This is a genomic window from Burkholderia sp. Ed8, from assembly GCF_040761425.1.
Taxonomy (GTDB): Bacteria; Pseudomonadota; Gammaproteobacteria; order Burkholderiales; family Burkholderiaceae; genus Burkholderia; species Burkholderia seminalis.
In genome coordinates, this window is record NZ_CP142885.1 from 1601329 (window position 1) to 1617314 (window position 15986).

The 15986-nt window shown below is 69.5% G+C and carries 13 protein-coding genes and 1 pseudogene; 8 read left to right on the top strand and 6 right to left on the bottom strand.

The genetic code is table 11. The features are described 5' to 3' along the window. Positions 1–4: 4 nt before the first annotated feature. The 3 genes from gsiD to VXM69_RS07380 are packed head-to-tail and all read left to right on the top strand — an operon-like array spanning position 5 to position 2804. The gene (gene gsiD, locus VXM69_RS07370) at positions 5–898 is read left to right on the top strand and encodes a glutathione ABC transporter permease GsiD (RefSeq protein WP_034191590.1); all 894 of its coding nucleotides are present in this window, start codon (positions 5–7) and stop codon (positions 896–898) included. Next, entirely contained in the window at positions 898–1980 is a 1083-nt protein-coding gene (locus VXM69_RS07375; protein ID WP_367188347.1) for a P1 family peptidase, read from the top strand. Before gsiD ends, VXM69_RS07375 begins: the two co-directional genes overlap by 1 nt. Then, complete coding sequence (locus tag VXM69_RS07380; RefSeq protein WP_034191588.1) at positions 1977–2804, top strand: M55 family metallopeptidase; 828 nt, start codon at positions 1977–1979, stop codon at positions 2802–2804. Before VXM69_RS07375 ends, VXM69_RS07380 begins: the two co-directional genes overlap by 4 nt. 35 nt (positions 2805–2839) lie before the next feature. Here the strand turns inward: VXM69_RS07380 and VXM69_RS07385 are convergent. Continuing rightward, positions 2840–3618 (bottom strand): annotated as a pseudogene (locus VXM69_RS07385) (alpha/beta fold hydrolase). Between the two features lie 142 nt (positions 3619–3760). Here VXM69_RS07385 and VXM69_RS07390 point away from each other — a divergent pair. Further along, positions 3761–4540 carry a helix-turn-helix domain-containing protein gene (locus tag VXM69_RS07390; protein WP_034191586.1) on the top strand — a complete coding sequence of 260 codons (780 nt, stop codon included), beginning with the start codon at positions 3761–3763 and terminating at the stop codon, positions 4538–4540. 429 nt (positions 4541–4969) lie between these two features. Here VXM69_RS07390 and pcaG read toward each other — a convergent pair whose 3' ends face one another. From pcaG to VXM69_RS07405, 3 genes are all read right to left on the bottom strand, one after another. Beyond that, positions 4970–5563, bottom strand: coding sequence for a protocatechuate 3,4-dioxygenase subunit alpha (gene pcaG / locus VXM69_RS07395; RefSeq protein ID WP_034191585.1), 594 nt, complete (start codon positions 5561–5563; stop codon positions 4970–4972). A 3-nt stretch (positions 5564–5566) separates the two neighbouring features. Continuing rightward, complete coding sequence (gene pcaH / locus VXM69_RS07400; RefSeq protein ID WP_006489685.1) at positions 5567–6274, bottom strand: protocatechuate 3,4-dioxygenase subunit beta; 708 nt, start codon at positions 6272–6274, stop codon at positions 5567–5569. Between the two features lie 277 nt (positions 6275–6551). After that, complete coding sequence (locus tag VXM69_RS07405; RefSeq protein ID WP_034191584.1) at positions 6552–7127, bottom strand: YiiX/YebB-like N1pC/P60 family cysteine hydrolase; 576 nt, start codon at positions 7125–7127, stop codon at positions 6552–6554. 120 nt (positions 7128–7247) lie between these two features. Between VXM69_RS07405 and VXM69_RS07410 the strand changes: the two genes are divergently transcribed. The 4 genes from VXM69_RS07410 to VXM69_RS07425 all read left to right on the top strand — a co-directional run bounded on the left by VXM69_RS07410 (position 7248) and on the right by VXM69_RS07425 (position 9905). Next, complete coding sequence (locus tag VXM69_RS07410; RefSeq protein WP_034191583.1) at positions 7248–7985, top strand: helix-turn-helix domain-containing protein; 738 nt, start codon at positions 7248–7250, stop codon at positions 7983–7985. 77 nt (positions 7986–8062) lie between these two features. After that, positions 8063–9049: a pca operon transcription factor PcaQ gene (pcaQ, locus tag VXM69_RS07415; RefSeq protein ID WP_034191582.1), complete on the top strand. Its 987-nt coding sequence runs from the start codon at positions 8063–8065 to the stop codon at positions 9047–9049. A gap of 127 nt (positions 9050–9176) precedes the next feature. After that, the gene (locus VXM69_RS07420) at positions 9177–9536 is read left to right on the top strand and encodes a type II toxin-antitoxin system RelE/ParE family toxin (protein WP_124669396.1); all 360 of its coding nucleotides are present in this window, start codon (positions 9177–9179) and stop codon (positions 9534–9536) included. Positions 9537–9608: 72 nt separating this feature from the next. After that, positions 9609–9905: an XRE family transcriptional regulator gene (locus tag VXM69_RS07425; protein WP_034191581.1), complete on the top strand. Its 297-nt coding sequence runs from the start codon at positions 9609–9611 to the stop codon at positions 9903–9905. A gap of 92 nt (positions 9906–9997) precedes the next feature. On the opposite strand, the gene VXM69_RS07430 is transcribed toward VXM69_RS07425, so the two are convergent. Both VXM69_RS07430 and VXM69_RS07435 read right to left on the bottom strand, forming a co-directional pair. Next, positions 9998–11272: an APC family permease gene (locus tag VXM69_RS07430; protein WP_034191580.1), complete on the bottom strand. Its 1275-nt coding sequence runs from the start codon at positions 11270–11272 to the stop codon at positions 9998–10000. 141 nt (positions 11273–11413) lie between these two features. Next, entirely contained in the window at positions 11414–15880 is a 4467-nt protein-coding gene (locus VXM69_RS07435; protein ID WP_367188348.1) for a DEAD/DEAH box helicase, read from the bottom strand. Positions 15881–15986: the final 106 nt, after the last annotated feature.

The window sequence follows — 15986 nt, forward strand, 5'->3', positions numbered from 1 at the left end:
GCGCATGAACGCGACTGTCCAGACCGCGGCGCCGGCCGCATCGAGCGCGATCCGCACGCCGTGGCGCGAATTCTGGCGCAAGTTCCGCAAGCAGACCGTCGCGCTCGTCGCGGGCGGCTTCGTGCTCGCGCTCGTCGTGCTGGCGTTCGTCGGCCCGCACATCGTGCCGTTCGACCCGGAGAACTATTTCGACTACGACGCGCTGAACGCGGGGCCGTCGGCCGTGCACTGGTTCGGCGTCGATTCGCTCGGCCGCGACATCTTCAGCCGGATCGTCACGGGTACCCGCATCTCGCTCGCGGCCGGCTTCTTCTCCGTTGCGCTCGGCGCGGTGATCGGCACGTTCTTCGGGCTGCTCGCCGGCTACTACGAAGGCTGGTGGGACCGCATCACGATGCGTATCGCCGACGTGCTGTTCGCGTTCCCGGGCATCCTGCTCGCGATCGGCGTGGTGGCGATCCTCGGCAACGGGATGGTCAACGTGATCTGCGCGGTCGCGATCTTCAGCATCCCGGCGTTCGCGCGGCTCGTGCGCGGCAACACGCTGATGCTCAAGCACATGACCTACGTCGAGGCCGCGCGCAGCATCGGCGCGTCGGACTGGACGATCATCGTGCGGCACATCCTGCCGGGCACCGTGTCGTCGGTCGTCGTCTACTTCACGATGCGGATCGGCACGTCGATCATCACGGCCGCGAGCCTGTCGTTCCTCGGGCTCGGCGCGCAGCCGCCGACGCCGGAGTGGGGCGCGATGCTCAACGAGGCGCGCGCGGACATGGTGACGGCGCCGCACATCGCCATTTTTCCGAGTCTCGCGATCTTCCTGACCGTCCTTGCGTTCAACCTGCTCGGCGACGGGCTGCGCGACGCGCTCGATCCGAAGCTGGAGCGCCGCTGATGCGGGTGGCGCCGATGTGGAGTGCCACGTTGCCGGCCGGGCCGCGCGGCACGATCGCCGACGTGCCGGGCGTGACGGTCGGCCATTGCACGCTCGATGCCGGGGACGTGCAGACGGGCGTGACCGTCGTGAAGCCGCATCCGGGCGACGTGTACCGCAGCAAGGTGCCGGCGGGGGCCGCCGTGATCAACGGCTTCGGCAAGAGCGTCGGGCTCGTGCAGGTCGACGAACTCGGCACGCTAGAAACGCCGATCGCGCTGACCAATACGTTCGGCGTCGGCGCGGTGGCCCAGGCGCAGATCCGTGCGGCGATCGCCGCGAATCCGCGGATCGGCCGCGACTGGTCGACCGTCAATCCGCTCGTGTTCGAGTGCAACGACGGTTACCTGAACGATATCCAGGCATTCGCGGTCACGGCCGCGCATTACGACGACGCGTGCCGCACGGCCTCCCGCGACGTCGCACGCGGTGCGGTGGGGGCGGGGCGCGGGATGTCGTGTTTCGACCTGAAGGGCGGGATCGGCTCCGCATCACGCGTGGTGTTCGCGGCTGGCCGGCCCTACACGGTCGGTGCGCTCGTGCTCGCGAATTTCGGCCGACTGCCGATGCTGACGCTCGGCGGCGTGCCGCTCGGGCGCGTCGTCGCGCAACGGCGTGCGGCCGATGCCGCGCATGCGGCGCCGCCCGAGCAGGGCTCGATCATCCTGTTGCTGGCCACCGATGCGCCGCTCGACGCGCGGCAGTTGTCGCGCCTCGCGCGCCGCGCAGGCGCGGGGCTGGCGCGTACCGGTTCCGTCTACGGCCACGGCAGCGGCGATATCGCGCTTGCATTCTCGACGGCCTGCACGATCGCGCACGACGCAACGACGATCGCGTTGCCGGCTCTCGTGGCCGATGCGGCGCTCGATCCGCTGTTCATGGCCGCGGCCGAAAGCGTCGAGCACGCGATCGCCGACGCGTTGCTGCAGGCCGTGACGGTCGCCGGGCGCGACGGGCACGTGCGGCAATCGCTGCGTGACGCAGTGCCCGATCTCGACCGCTTGTTCAACGAAAATAACGAAGGGCATCCGACCCAGTCATGAAAATTCTGATCTCGACCGACATCGAGGGCGTCGCCGGCGTATTCGCCATCGAGCAGACGCGCGCGGGTAATCCGGAGTACGAACGCGCGCGCCGCTGGATGACCGCCGAGGCGAACGCGGCGATCGAAGGCGCGTTCGCGGGCGGCGCGCAGGCCGTGTGGGTCAACGATTCGCACGGCGGCTATCGCAACCTGCTGCCCGACGGGCTCGATGCGCGCGCCCGCGTCGTGCTCGGCAAGCCGCGCATGCTCGGGATGATGGCGGGCCTGGAACAGCAGCCCGACCTCGTGTTCATGATCGGCTATCACGCGAAGTCGCAGACGCGCGGCGTGCTTGCGCACACGATCAACAGCTTCGCGTTCACGCAGGTGTGGCTGAACGGCGTCGAGCTCGGCGAAGCCGGGCTGTACGGCGCGCTGGCGCACGAATATGGCGCGCGCGTCGCGCTCGCCACGGGCGACGACGTGTTCGCCGGGGAAACGCAGCCGCTGTTTCCGGATGCCCGTTTCGAGACGGTCAAGACGGCCGGCGGCGCATCGAGCGGTGATACGCTCACGCCCTCCGCGTCGTGTGCGCGGATCGCGGCCGCCGCGCGCGAGACGGTCGCGCACGCGCTGTCGGCGGGGTGGCACGCGGGTGCCCATCGGCCCGCGCCGGCTGCTTGCACGCTGCGCGTGCAGACGGCCGCGCAGGCCGACCTGTTCGGCGTGCTGCCGTCGCTCGAGCGCGTCGATGCGGTGACGCTGCGCTTCGACGGGCCGTCGGTCGAGCACGTGGTGCGCACGCTGAACAGCCTGTCGGCCATGTCGTTCATGCTGCGGTGATGCGCGCCGCCACGATGCCGCGTGCGTGCGGCCGGTCAGTCGACGACGGCGGGGCGGGCCATCGCGGCGAGCAGGAACGCTTCCATCGCCGCGACCAACGCGAGCGGCGTCTCGTTCATCGGATAGTGGCCCGCGTTGCGCAGCACGTCGACGGTCGCGAGCGGATAGCGCCGCAGGTAGGTGCGGGCCATCAGCGCCGCGTCGAACGCCGGATCGTGTTCGCCGATCAGCACTTTGACCGGATGCGTACCGGCGATCTCGCTGCTGAAATCCGTATCGGCCCACGCGCGGAAGTACGCGCCGAAAGCCTGCGCCGACGAACAGGCTGCCGAATACGCGGCTTTCCACTCGACCCAGGCGGCGGGCAGGCGGCTGCCGGTGCTGCGGTCGATGATGGTTCGGCGATCGGCGACGTGGTCGGCGGCGCGCTCGAATAACGCGCGTCGTGCGGTGTCGAACGGCAGGCCGCCGCACGGCACGGGCGCGATCGGCACCAGCGCGCGCACCCGGTCGGGCGCGATGGCGGCGATCTTCTCGATCGCCATGCCGCCCATCGAATGGCCGACGAGGCTGAAGGTCGGGAAGCCGAGCGCGTCGGCGAGCGCGAGCGTGTCGGCGGCGATTTCGTCGATCGTATAGTCGCCGCGTGCGTCGCGCATGCGGCCGTAGCCTCGGTAGTCCATGAAGACATAACTGAAATGCTCGCGCGACAGCCACGCTTCGACGGGGTCGAATGCGCGGGCGTCGCCGAACCAGCCGTGCAGCACGAGAACAGGGTGGGGCCCTCCCCCACGCGATGAAACGTATTCGGCATGTCCGCTCCGATGAGGTTGCAATCCGGCCGATCAGGCCGACGGGTCTTGCGGCCGAGAGGTCGCGCAACGGTGGAGCGGATCGTAGATCGATCGAAGGCGACCCGCCTTCGATATCGGGTCATTGATGATGGAATTCGGGCCGTGAGAAATACGCTGCTAGATCCCTACGAACACCTTCCGCGGAGCGTGGTCGTGACCGCCAACGACTATGCGGCCGGCACGACGTTTCCGGAGCACGCGCATGGGCGCGGGCAATTCGCGTTCGCGTCGCGCGGCACGATCAGCGTGTCGACGCCGCACGGGCGCTGGCTGGTACCGCCGCAGCGCGCGTGCTGGGTGCCGGCCGGCGTGCGGCACGAAATGACGATGACCGGGCCGGTCACGATGCTCAACACGTTCGTGTCCGCCGATGCCGCGCAGGCGGCCGGTTTGCCCGGGCAGTGCGGCGTCTATGGCGTGTCGCCGCTGCTGCGGCAACTGATCGACGACGCGATCGACCTGCCGGCCCTGTACGACGTCGACGGGCGTGCCGGCAAGCTGATGGACCTGCTGGTCGCGGAAATCGCGACGATGCCGCGCCTGTCGCTGCATGCGCCGCTGCCGTCCGATGCAAGGCTCGCGAAAGTGTGCCGGCACCTGTTCGCGTCGCCGTCGATCGCGGCCGATCTCGACCAGGTCGCGGCCGACGCGGGCGTGAGCCGGCGGACGTTCACGCGGCAGTTCCGCGCGCAGACGGGCGTGAGTTTTGCCGCGTGGCGCCAGCAGGTGTGCATGCTCGCGGCGATTGCCCGCCTGACCGACGGGCAGCCGGTGACGCGCGTCGCGCTCGATCTCGGGTATGCGAGCGCAAGCGCGTTCACGTCGGCGTTCCGCCGCATCCTCGGCGATACGCCGAGCCGGTATCTGGAGATTCGGCGCTAGCCGGCCGCAACCGCAAAAAAATACGCGCCCGCCAAATTCGGTCGGACGCGTTTAAAGGCACTCGGTCAGAAAAAAATGCGCGAACAACCCGTTGGGCCGTTTCGCGCATTACCTGTGTAATTGTTGCCTCTTCAGATTTAATCCTTGTTGCTCGTTGCAGATAACGAAGGATACGCCGCATAACGCGCAAACGATATCCCGTTGGTTCGACGATCCATGTGCGGTCGCAGCATGCGTTTCGATCACGCGTTTGAAGTCGGGGCAAGACGCCACGGCCAACAGGCATTCGCGGCCGCCACGCGCCACGATGCGACGCATCATCGAATGATGGCGACGGCGCATGAAAAACGCCGCGTGATGCGATGCCTGTCGGTATCGCGCCACGCGGCGGGCGGTTGCGTGCGACGCCGGCCTGTGCCGGCGCAAGCGTCAAACGTCGAAGAACACCGTTTCGTCAGGCCCCTGCATGCGGATGTCGAAGCGGTAGACGACCGGACGGCCCGGTTGCGCGTCGCGTTTCGCGACGAGCGTCGCGCGGCGCTCGGCCGGCACCGCGTTCAGCACGGGGTCGGTGGCGTTCGCCGCGGCTTCGTCGTCGAAGTACACGCGCGTGAACGCATGGGTGAGGATCCCGCGCATCATCACGGTCACGTTGATGTGCGGTGCCTCGTCGGCGGCGATGCGGCCCGGCTTCACCGTCTCGACGACGAAGCGTTGTTGCGCGTCGGTGCCCGTGCCGACCCGCGCGAAACCCGTGAAGCCGGAGGCCGCGATGTCGGCGCGCGAGGCCGGGTAGCGGCCCGCGCTGTCCACCTGCGTGAATTCGAGCACCGCGTCGCCGACGACGTTGCCGTCGCCGTCGAACACCTGGCCGACCAGCAGCACGTGCTCGCCTTCGGCGTGCGCCGCGGCGATCGTCGGCGTGAACAGGCTCTTCAGGTCATAGTCGTATTGCTGCGGGCACAGGCCGTACGCGAAGTACGGGCCGACCGTCTGCGAAGGGGTTTGCTTCAGCGTCGTCATGGTTCAGCGCTCCATCGGGGTGGCGTCGCGGCCGCGCAGCACGATGTCGAATTCGTAGCCGAGCGCATAGCCTTCTTCGGTGATGTCCATCGAGAAGCGCGAGATCAGGCGATCGCGCGCGGCCTCGGGCGTGCCCTGGAAGATCGGGTCGTACGCGAGCAGCGGATCGCCGGGGAAGTACATCTGCGTGACGAGACGCGAGCCGAAGTAATCGCCGAACAGCGAGAAGTGGATGTGATTCGGGCGCCACGCGTTCGGATGGTTGCCCCACGGATACGCGCCGGGCTTGATCGTCAGGAAGCGGTAGCGGCCTTCGTCGTCGGTCAGGCAGCGGCCGGCGCCGAGGAAGTTCGGGTCGAGCGGCGCGTCGTGCTGGTCGACCTTGTGCACGTAGCGGCCGGCCGCGTTCGCCTGCCACACCTCGACGAGCGTGTTGCGCACGGGCTTGCCGCCTTCATCGAGCACGCGGCCCGTGACGACCATGCGCTCGCCGAGCGGCTCGCCGTTCTTCACGGCGTTCTTCGTCAGGTCGTGGTCGAGCGCGCCGAGATCCTCGGCGCCGTAGACGGGCGCGTACTGGTCGCGCAGCTTCTCTTTCAGCGGGATCAGCGGGCGGGTCGGGCCGCGTTTCACCGACGAGCGGTACTCGGGGTGGACATAGGCCGGATGCGACGGCCAGTCGCGCGGCGTGAGGATCGTGGGGGAATCCATCGGGCGTCTCCTGTTAGGTTTTTCGCAAAGTGGATGGCATGACTTTAGCCAATCCGGAAAGTTATGCAAAATGACCTTTTTTCGTCGGACGCATAACCATTCGTTATGGACGACACGCCCATGAAAAATCCGCCGGACAGGATGCCTGTCCGGCGGATGAAAGCGATCGGGCTTCGCGTCGTCGATGACGACCCCGTGCACGGCCCTCCAGCCAGCCCGTCGCTATTTTTTGTCGTTTGTTCTTGTCGTTATGCGGTCTCCCTGAGCGCGCCCGTTGTCAGCGGCGGGCGGGATCGAACACGATCCCGTCGAATTCGAGCGACAGCGCGTCGCTGCGCAACAGCGCGGCCGGCGTCGCGGTCCGCTCGGCACCCAGCACGTCGAATACGTATTGCGCGCAGAATCCGCGCCGCACCCGCGGGTTGAAGCGATGGCCGAGCAGTGCGTCGATGCGCTGTTCGGCCATCGCGTGCGTCTGGCGCTGAGCGTCGGCCGACGGCGCCGCGATACGGCGCGCCAGCGCGATGCGCCCGCCTTCGGTATGGGCGACGAAGCGCGACAGCGGCGTGAGCTTCGTCCACGCCAATGCAGCGGATTCGGCGATCACCGGTTCGTCGCCCGACGTATCGACGACGATGCCGAAGCGGTTGGTCCACGCACCCGCCGAAGCCGTCGTGCCTGCCGCGTCGCTCGGCGCCCTTGCCGGCACGCGGATGAATACGAGATCGCCGACATGCGCGCCGGCGGCCAGCGTGCGGACGGTCGCAAGCGGCAACGTGCGATCGGTGTCGCGTGCCTCGCGCGGGGCTGTGTCATGCGGTGGGTACGCGGCGGTTTCGGTTCGGGTGGTCATTTCGGCTTCGTCGTCGAGTGACAGGACGGAGCGGATTATGCGGACAAGTAACGATAAGTGTTAATTTGCCTGTGCGAGTAGCCTAATATTCGACCTGAAGCATCATTTTTCGATACCAAAATGACCGAAACCGCCCAACTCATCGACACGCTGAAGCGCCAGTTGAAGGCGCAGGGCATGACCTACCGCGACGTCGCGCGGGCGCTCGACGTCTCCGAGACGAGCGTGAAACGGCTGTTCGCCAGCGGCCGATTCACGCTGGAGCGTCTGGCGGAGATCGCGCAACTGCTCGGCTATACGCTGGCCGAGCTCGTGCAGGAGGCGTCGGTATCGGCGCCGCGGCTGCACGTGCTGACCGAACAGCAGGAGGCGCTGCTCGTGTCGGACGAGAAACTGCTGCTCGTGGCCGTCTGCGCGATCAACTACTGGACCGTGCAGGACATCGTGTCGGCCTATCAGGTGACGAAGGCCGAGTGCGTGAAATACCTGCTGATGCTCGACCGGATGAACGTCGTCGCGCTGCTGCCGGGCGACCGGATTCGCGTGCGCGTCGCGCGCGACTTCGACTGGCTGCCGGGCGGGCCGATCCGCCGGTACTTCCATGCGCATGCGCTCGGCGATTTTCTCGACAGCCGCTTCGACGGCGCCGGCGAGACGATGACGTTCTCGCAAGGGATGCTGACCGAGGCCGCCGCCGCGGAGCTCGAACTGGAGTTGCGCCGGCTGCGCAACAAGGCGGCCGCGCTGCATGCGGAATCGTCGTCCGCGCCGCTCGGGCAGAAGCATGGCACGGGCCTGCTGATCGCGAAGCGGATCTGGGAGCCGGCGGGGTTCCACGCGCTGCGACGCGGCACGTGATATCGCGCCGAGTGCTTGGGGCTATCCGGAAAGTTATGCAAAATGGCATTTCATCGTCATCTGCATAACCGCCCGTTATGAATAATCGTATCGCCGACGGCCGCGTCAAGTTCCGGCACCTGCAGTGTTTTCTCGCGGTCGCGCAGTTGGGCGGCGTGCAGAAGGCCGCCGAAAGCCTGTCGATCACGCAGCCGGCCGTGTCGAAGACGATCGCCGAACTGGAGGCGATCCTCGGCGTGAAGCTGTTCGAACGCGGCCGGCAGGGTGCACAGCCGACCCGCGAAGCGCGGTTGTTCATGCCGCACGCGAACGCCTGCGTGCTGGCATTGCGGCAAGGCGTCGGGCTGCTCGCGCGCGAGGGCGGGGCCGCCGCGGCGACGCTCGAAATCGGCATGCTGCCGACCGTCGCGGCCTCGCTCGCGCCCGCGCTGATGAAGGCGCTGGCCGCACGCTGGCCGCGCGTCGTCGTGCGGATCGCGACGGCCGCGAACGCCGATCTGCTCGAGCGCCTGAAATCCGGCGCGATCGAGTGCGCGATCGGGCGCCTGTCGGAGCCGGAGCGGATGATCGGGCTCGCGTTCGAGCAGTTGTACAACGAGCCGCTCGTCGCGGTGGTGCGGGCCGGGCATCCGCTGCTCGCGAGCGCGGCGCCCGCTGCCGAACTCGCACGCTATCCGGTCGTGCTGCCGCCGTTCGGCACGCTGATCCGGCAGTCGGCCGAGCAACTGCTCGGCGCATGCGGCGCACCGCCGCTGGATTCGTTCATCGAGGTGCTGTCGGTATCGGTCGCCCGCGCGCTGGCGCTCGAGAACGACGCAGTCTGGTTCGTGCCGCTCTATGCAGCCGAATACGACCTGTCGGCCGGTGCGCTGGCGCGCCTGCCGCTGCCGTCCGCGGGCACCGACGAGCCGGTCGGGCTCGTGCTGCGTACCGATGCGCAGCCGTCGCCGGTTGCGCGAACGCTGATCGACGCGGTGCGCGACATCGCGCGGTCGCGGTTCGGCGAGGCGGGCGCGCACCGCGCGCCACGTCCCGCGCGCAAGCCAGCCCGCAACGGCGATTGATCCGTCGGGCTGCACGGGCCGTGCGATGCGATCCGTTTTCCCGCGGCCGGATCGGCCATTCGGCCAGTAGCGATCCACATGGTGCTTGGCATATCGTACCGTTTTTGGTACGATCGGCGACAAGACGATGGCGAGACAGCAGATCCAGGTCACGCTCGGCGTGCGGTTCTTCCGCACGGCCCGTGGCAACGAGCCGGTGCGCGAATGGCTCAACGCGCTCGGGCAAGCGGAGCGAAGGGCGATCGGCGAGGAGATCAAGACCGTGCAGCTCGGCTGGCCGCTCGGCATGCCGCTGGTCCGGAAGATGGCGAAGGATCTGTGGGAGATCCGGGTGATGCTGCCGGGGCGGAGTGCCCGCGTGCTGTTCACGGTCTCCGGCGGCACGATGGTCCTGTTGCACGGCTTCTTCAAGCAGTCGCGGGCCACGCCGCCGGACGATCTTGCCGTCACCGTCGCGCGCCTGAAAGCGCTGGCGCACGCCACCTGAATTCCCCGGTTGCGCCGGAATGCCTCGCCTCGACGGTCGGGCAGCCGGCAACGCCCTGCACTGGAGTACGACATGACGACCACGAACAACCCGTATATCGGCAGCGATTTCGACGCCTTCCTCGAGGCGGAAGGCAATCTCGAGGCGGCCACCGCGACCGCGATCAAGCGCGTGATCGCGTGGCAGATCGGCGAGGAAATGAAGGCGCAGCACATCACGAAAACCGCGATGGCGGCGCGGATGAAAACCAGTCGCGCCGCGCTCAACCGGCTGCTCGACGAATCCGACACGAGCCTCACGCTGGCGACGCTCGCGAGCGCGGCCGCCGCACTCGGCAAGCGGCTCAGTTTCGCGCTGGTGCCGGCCTGACCGGCGTGAAGTCGTCGCGCCCGGCGTTCGGGACGGCGCCCTTCGCAGGCGGCCGGCCACAAGCGGGCACGCGTCGGCCCGCTTGCCCCGGGTCATTTGCGTGACGCGGTCACCTGCAGATAAAGCAGCGCAGCGCCCGCGAGCAGCAGCGGGCACAGGAAATACCATCCGGTCGTGAGGAACAACCCGGCGACCGCGACCAGCGAAACCCACGCGCAGCGGTACGCGATCCCGCCGCGCGGCAACAACTTCAACGCGGCCGCGGCGCCAAGCCCGTACACCATCACGAAACATCCGGACGTGACGAGCACGAGCGGCTTGGGGCCGACGTCCGAGAGCGTCGTCGCGGCCAGCGCGACGGCTGCAAGCAAGGCGATCACGCCGAGGCTGCGGCGCGGCACGCCGCCGACCTGGCTGCCCTGCGCGAGCCAAGCGGGCAATGCGCCGTCGCGTCCGAGCGCCGCGCCGAGCTTGGCCGCGCCCGCGAAATACGCGTTCATCGTGCCGAGCGTGAGCAGCAGCGCGGCGGCCGCCGCCAGCACCTGCGCATGGCCGCCGATACCGCCCGCGATCAGCTCGGCGAGCGGCGCCCCTGATGCGCCGGCCGACGGCCCGAGCACCATCACGCTCGCGGCGGCGACCGACAGGTACAGGAACCCGACGACCACGACCGCGATACCGGCCGAGCGCGGCATGTCGTGCGCGGGCCGGCGGAATTCGGCCGCGAGATGCGTGATCGCTTCCCAGCCGGCGAAGCTCCATACCAGCAGCGCGGCGGCCTGGCCGACCGCGAGCCAGCCGTGCGGGGCGAACGGCTGCAGGTTCGCGGAGCGCGCATGCGGCGCGGACGCCAGCACCGCGGCGAGCAGCAGCGTGACGAGCAGCGCCGACAGCACGAGTTGCATGCGGCCCGATACGGTGACGCCGAAGGCGTTCGCGGCCGACACGGTCGCGATCAGCGCCGCGGCCGTGACGATGATCGTCGTGTGCCCGCCGCCCGTGACGGCCGCGACGTAGGCGCCGCCGAACATCGCGGCGGCCGGTGCGCCGGCCGGCACCGCGAAATAGAAGCACCAGCCGACGATGGCCGCGGCTTTCGGGCCGAATGCGCGCCGTGCGTAGGTCGAGACACCGCCGGAATCGGGATAACGTGCGCCGAGCGCGGCGAAGGTGGCCGCAAGCGGCCCCGACAGCACGACGAGTGCGGCCCATGCAAGCAGCGAGGCCGGGCCCGCGACCTCCGCGGCAAGCGCGGGCAGCGCGATCACGCCCGTGCCGAGCACGGCGCCGATATACAGCGCGGCGCCCTGGAAAATGGTCAATGAGCCCGCGTGACGAGCGGCGGGCGAATCGGCATGCGACGACATGAGCGGCAGTCTCCGGAAGGCTTGTTGTGTGCGGGTGATCGCGCGCAAAGCCCGCGCGGTCAGTCGCTCGATGCTACCGGAACGATCGCGGCAATGCGGCGTGGCGATCAGTAGTCCGTGTGACGTGCGTGTCAGCCGATGTCAGCAGTGGCGCGCGAGCCGCAGGCGCGCGTCCTCGCGCGCGCCGGGCGACAGGTCGGGCGCATAGTGGAACGTGCCCGACACGAGCGACGCGATGGGCACGCCGTCGCGGAACAGCACGCGATTGCCTGCCAGCGCCGGCACCTTGTCGCCGGGCAGCAGCGTGCCGGCGAGGTTCAGCGGGTCGGCGCCCGTCACGCACACGTATTGCCCGTCGCCCGGTTGCCGCCTGAGTTCGCGCAGGATCGGGATGGCCTCGGGCAGCGCGAACTGCTCGCCGGCGAGTCCGGCCACGAAACGTCCGCCGCGAATCTCGCCGCGCGCTTCGAGCCGTTGCAGCACGCGCACGAGTTCGCGCCAGCTCGGCAGCCAGTCGGCCTCGCGTTCGAGCAGCCGCCAGAACACGACGCCGTAACGGCGCAGCAGCGTCCAGACGATGTGTTCGAGTGCGTCGGGATCGGTCGTGGCCGGCCCGCGTTTCGGCGTGGGGCCGTCGACCGGCGGCGCGTGACGCTGCACGAGTGCCCAGCGGCCCGCGTCGTCCATCCCGCCGATCAGCGCGCCGCCGCGTCGCGTGCGCGGTGCATAGGTCGCGCCGCGCTTCACGGCCGGTTTCAGCAACGCGCGCAGGCCGGCGTAGCTGTCCGCGTTCACGAGGCCGGCCGACACGAGTTCGCCGAGCGCCTGCTCGAGCTCGACGGGCAGCATGTGCAGGTCGTCGAGCAAGGCATCGAAGAACATCGCGCCGTGCGCGGCGAGTGCCTCGCGTACCTGCGTGGCGCGTGCCGACAGCGCCGGTTGCGCATCGGGATCGCGCAGCGCCTGCCAGGCGGAAAGATGGCGGCGCGGCAGCAGCACGATCGGCGTCGTTTTCACGGGCGTGCCGGCCGCCCGTGCGGGTGCGCCGATGCGTGTCCAGACCAGCTTGCCCGAGCGGCACAGCTCGTCGAGGCCGCCGGCCATGTAGTCGGTCAGCCGCGCGGGCAGCAGCGCGTCTTCCCACGCGCTCGCCGCGGCCTCGTAGCCTTCGAGCTGTTCGACCACGGCCGCGAGTGCGTCGCGGCCCGTGCCGCGCGTGTCGGGTGTCAGGTGCTGCCAGTGGAACAGGAAGCGCATGAAATCGGCGCGTTCGACCGGTTCGATCTCGCGGCGCAGCCGCTTTACCGTATAGCGATGAATGCGCGCAAGCAGATGACGTTCGCACCATTCGTCGGTCGTCGCGCCGGGCGTGAAGCGGCCGCGCATCACGTAGCCTTCGCGCTCCAGCGCAGCGAGTGCCGTCGCGATCGCCGAAGCCGGCAGGCCGAGCGGTGCGGCGATCGCGTCGAGCGCGAGCGGCCCGAAGCCCGTGAGCCGTGCACGGGTCACGTCGACGAGGGCCGCATCCGCGTCCCATGGCTGTGCGCAGGCGGCCGGTACCTTGAGCGCCGGCGTCGGGCGCGCATCGGGATGCAGCGCGCGCACGCACACGAGCCGCTCGACCGGTACCCACAGCACGGCGCCGCCCGGCGTAACGAGCTTCGTCGCGCGGCGGCGTTCGGCGAGCGCCGCGAGCAGGTCGGGCCAGCCTGCGTGTGCGTGCGCTTCGCCGTCGGTGATGCACGCGAGCGTGAGCAGCGCATCGTGCATTTCATCGACGTCGCGCACGAGCGGCCAGGCTTCGTCGCGCACCGCGTCGATCGCGTCGGCGTCGAGCGCGCCGAGATCGTCGGCCGATTCGGGGTCGCTCCAGCGGCGCGACTGCACGGCCTGCGTGCGGCGCTCCTCGAGCGGCGCGTCGTCGAGGAACGCGTAGGGCTTCGCGTTCAGGATTTCGGCCGCGAGCGGCGACGGCGCGGGCAGGTCGCGCGCGACGAGCTCGATCGCGCCGCTTTCGATCCGGCGCAGCAGCGCGAGCCAGCCGTCGGTGTCCATTGCATCGTGCAGGCAGTCGTCGAGTGTCTGGTCGACGAGCGGGTGGTGCGGAATCTCGCGTTCGCCGACGATGTTCTCGAGGCACGCGACCTGATCGGGGAACACGGTCGCGAGCAAGTCCTCGCTCTTCATCCGCTGCAGTTGCGGCGCGGTGCGCCGGCCGCCGGTGAAGCGCGGGAGCGCAAGCGCGGTCGTCGCATTCCAGCGCCAGCGCACGCCGAACATCGGCGCGTCGAGCAGCGCCTGGACCAGCACGTGCTCGGCGCTGGCCGAACGCAGGTAGCGCCACACGTCGTCGAGCGCGAAGCTGTGCGCGAGCGACAGCGACAGGATGATCGCGTCGTCGGTCGCGGCGGCCTGCAGCTCGAAGTTGAAGCTGCGGCAGAAGCGCTTGCGCAGCGCGAGCCCCCAGGCGCGATTGATGCGGCTGCCGAACGGCGAGTGGATCACGAGCTGCGTGCCGCCCGATTCGTCGAAGAAACGCTCCATCACGAGCGTGTCCTGCGTGGGCAGCGCACCGAGCGCGGCGCGGGCACGGGCGAGGTAGTCGACGATCTGGCGCGCGGCGTCCGGCGACAGGCCGAGCGCGTCGACGAGCCAGCGCAAGGCGGGCGCGAGGCGGCTTTCGGCGGAGGAGAGCGCGGTGCCCGCTTCGGCTGTCGCATCGGGTTTCGCGTCGCTCGCGGCCTGGCCGGCCGCACGCTTGCGCCCACCGGCGCGGGCGCCTTCGCCGGCCAGCCGGTCGCCGTCGGCGAACAGCCCGTCGAGCCGCGCGCGCAGCCGGCCGACCGCCGCCGACAGTTCGTCGCTGCGCCCCGGCGCCTCGCCGAGCCAGAACGGAATGTTCGGCGACTGGCCTTGGGCGTCCTCGACGCGCACGCGGCCCGTTTCCACGCGAATGATCCGGTACGACTGGTTGCCGAGCTGGAACACGTCGCCGGCCACGCTTTCGATCGCGAAATCCTCGTTGACGGTGCCGACCTGGATGCCCTGCGGTTCGAGCAGGACCGCGTAGTCGGCCATGTCGGGGATCGTGCCGCCCGACGTGGTCGCGGTCATCATCGCATTGCGGCGCCCGCGCACGGTGCCGCCGACCACGTCGCGATGCAGGTACGCGCCGCGCACGCCGCGACGGCTCGTGAAGCCTTCGGCGAGCATCTTCATCACTTCGTCGAAGCGCTCGCGTGTCAGCCTTGCGTACGGCGCGGCACGCGTGAAGCTCGCGTACAGCGCGTCTTCCTGCCACTCCGCACACGCGACTTCGGCCACGATCTGCTGCGCGAGCACGTCGAGCGGCGCTTCGGGAATCCGCAACGCGTCGAGTTCGCCGCGTTGCACGCAGTCGAGCAGTGCCGCGCATTCGACGAGCTCGTCGCGCGACAGCGGGAAGAGGCGCCCCTTCGGCACGCCGCCGACGTGGTGCCCCGAACGGCCGACGCGCTGCAGGAACGGCGCGATGCCGCGCGGCGAGCCGACCTGGCAGACGAGATCGACGTCGCCGATGTCGATGCCGAGTTCAAGCGACGCGGTCGCGACGAGCAGCTTCAGTTCGCCGCGCTTCAGGCGTTGCTCGGCATCGAAGCGGTGTTCCTTGGCCAGGCTGCCGTGATGCGCGGCGATCGCATCCTTGCCGAGCCGGTCGGCGAGATGGCGCGCCATGCGCTCGGCGGTGCGCCGCGTGTTGACGAACACGAGCGTCGTGCGATGCGCGGCGGCGAGCCCGGCGATGCGGTCGTACACCTGTTCCCACACGTCTGTGGCCATCACCGGTTCGAGCGGCACGTTCGGCAGTTCGAGCGCGAGGTCGCGCTCGCGCGTGTGGCCGGTGTCGACGATCGTACAGTCGCGCGGCGCATCGGCCGGGCCGCCGACCAGGAAGCGCGCGACCGCGTCGATCGGCTTTTGCGTCGCCGACAGCCCGATGCGCGGCAGCGCGCGGCCGGCCAGCGCATCGAGGCGTTCGAGCGACAGCGCGAGATGGCTGCCGCGCTTGGACGACGCGAGCGCATGGATCTCGTCGACGATCACCGAGCGCACGTTCGACAGCATTTGCCGCCCGGAGGTGGACGACAGCAGCACGTACAGCGATTCGGGCGTGGTGACGAGGATGTGCGGCGCGCGCTTGCGCAGTGCGGCACGCTCGGCCTGCGTGGTGTCGCCGGTACGCACCGCGGTGCGGATCGCCGGCACCGGCAGGCCGAGTTGCGCGAGCGATTCGGCGATGCCGGCGAGCGGCGCGTCGAGGTTCACGTGGATGTCGTTCGACAGCGCCTTCAGCGGCGACACGTAGACGACCAGCGTGGCATCGGGCAGCGTGCCGTCGTGCGCCAGCGCATCGCGCACCAGATCGTCGAGCGCGCACAGGAACGCGGTGAGCGTCTTGCCGGAGCCGGTCGGCGCGGCGACGAGCGTCGACCGGCCGGCTTTGATGTGGGGCCACGCGAGCGCCTGCGCGCCGGTCGGCGCGGCAAACGTGCGGCGGAACCACGCGGCCACGGCCGGGTGGAACACGTCGAGCGCACGGGCGGCAGGGCGGGTAGCGGTGACGTCCATCGGAGCGTTGAAATGGGGTGCGAGTGCGCGGGCGAACCGCGCATGAATCGAATCGTCAGTGTGCCAGACGTCGCGGGTGCGTGCCGGGCAGGCCTATCGACGATTC

What these genes read in the sequence shown, in the direction of transcription:
- pcaH (WP_006489685.1), bottom strand. Translation starts at nt 6,274, where the DNA reads ATGGATTCCCCCACGATCCTCACGCCGCGCGACTGGCCGTCGCATCCG.
- VXM69_RS07435 (WP_367188348.1), bottom strand. Translation starts at nt 15,880, where the DNA reads ATGGACGTCACCGCTACCCGCCCTGCCGCCCGTGCGCTCGACGTGTTC.
- pcaQ (WP_034191582.1), top strand. Translation starts at nt 8,063, where the DNA reads ATGAATAATCGTATCGCCGACGGCCGCGTCAAGTTCCGGCACCTGCAG.
- pcaG (WP_034191585.1), bottom strand. Translation starts at nt 5,563, where the DNA reads ATGACGACGCTGAAGCAAACCCCTTCGCAGACGGTCGGCCCGTACTTC.
- VXM69_RS07375 (WP_367188347.1), top strand. Translation starts at nt 898, where the DNA reads ATGCGGGTGGCGCCGATGTGGAGTGCCACGTTGCCGGCCGGGCCGCGC.
- VXM69_RS07430 (WP_034191580.1), bottom strand. Translation starts at nt 11,272, where the DNA reads ATGTCGTCGCATGCCGATTCGCCCGCCGCTCGTCACGCGGGCTCATTG.
- VXM69_RS07380 (WP_034191588.1), top strand. Translation starts at nt 1,977, where the DNA reads ATGAAAATTCTGATCTCGACCGACATCGAGGGCGTCGCCGGCGTATTC.
- gsiD (WP_034191590.1), top strand. Translation starts at nt 5, where the DNA reads ATGAACGCGACTGTCCAGACCGCGGCGCCGGCCGCATCGAGCGCGATC.
- VXM69_RS07420 (WP_124669396.1), top strand. Translation starts at nt 9,177, where the DNA reads ATGGCGAGACAGCAGATCCAGGTCACGCTCGGCGTGCGGTTCTTCCGC.
- VXM69_RS07405 (WP_034191584.1), bottom strand. Translation starts at nt 7,127, where the DNA reads ATGACCACCCGAACCGAAACCGCCGCGTACCCACCGCATGACACAGCC.
- VXM69_RS07410 (WP_034191583.1), top strand. Translation starts at nt 7,248, where the DNA reads ATGACCGAAACCGCCCAACTCATCGACACGCTGAAGCGCCAGTTGAAG.
- VXM69_RS07425 (WP_034191581.1), top strand. Translation starts at nt 9,609, where the DNA reads ATGACGACCACGAACAACCCGTATATCGGCAGCGATTTCGACGCCTTC.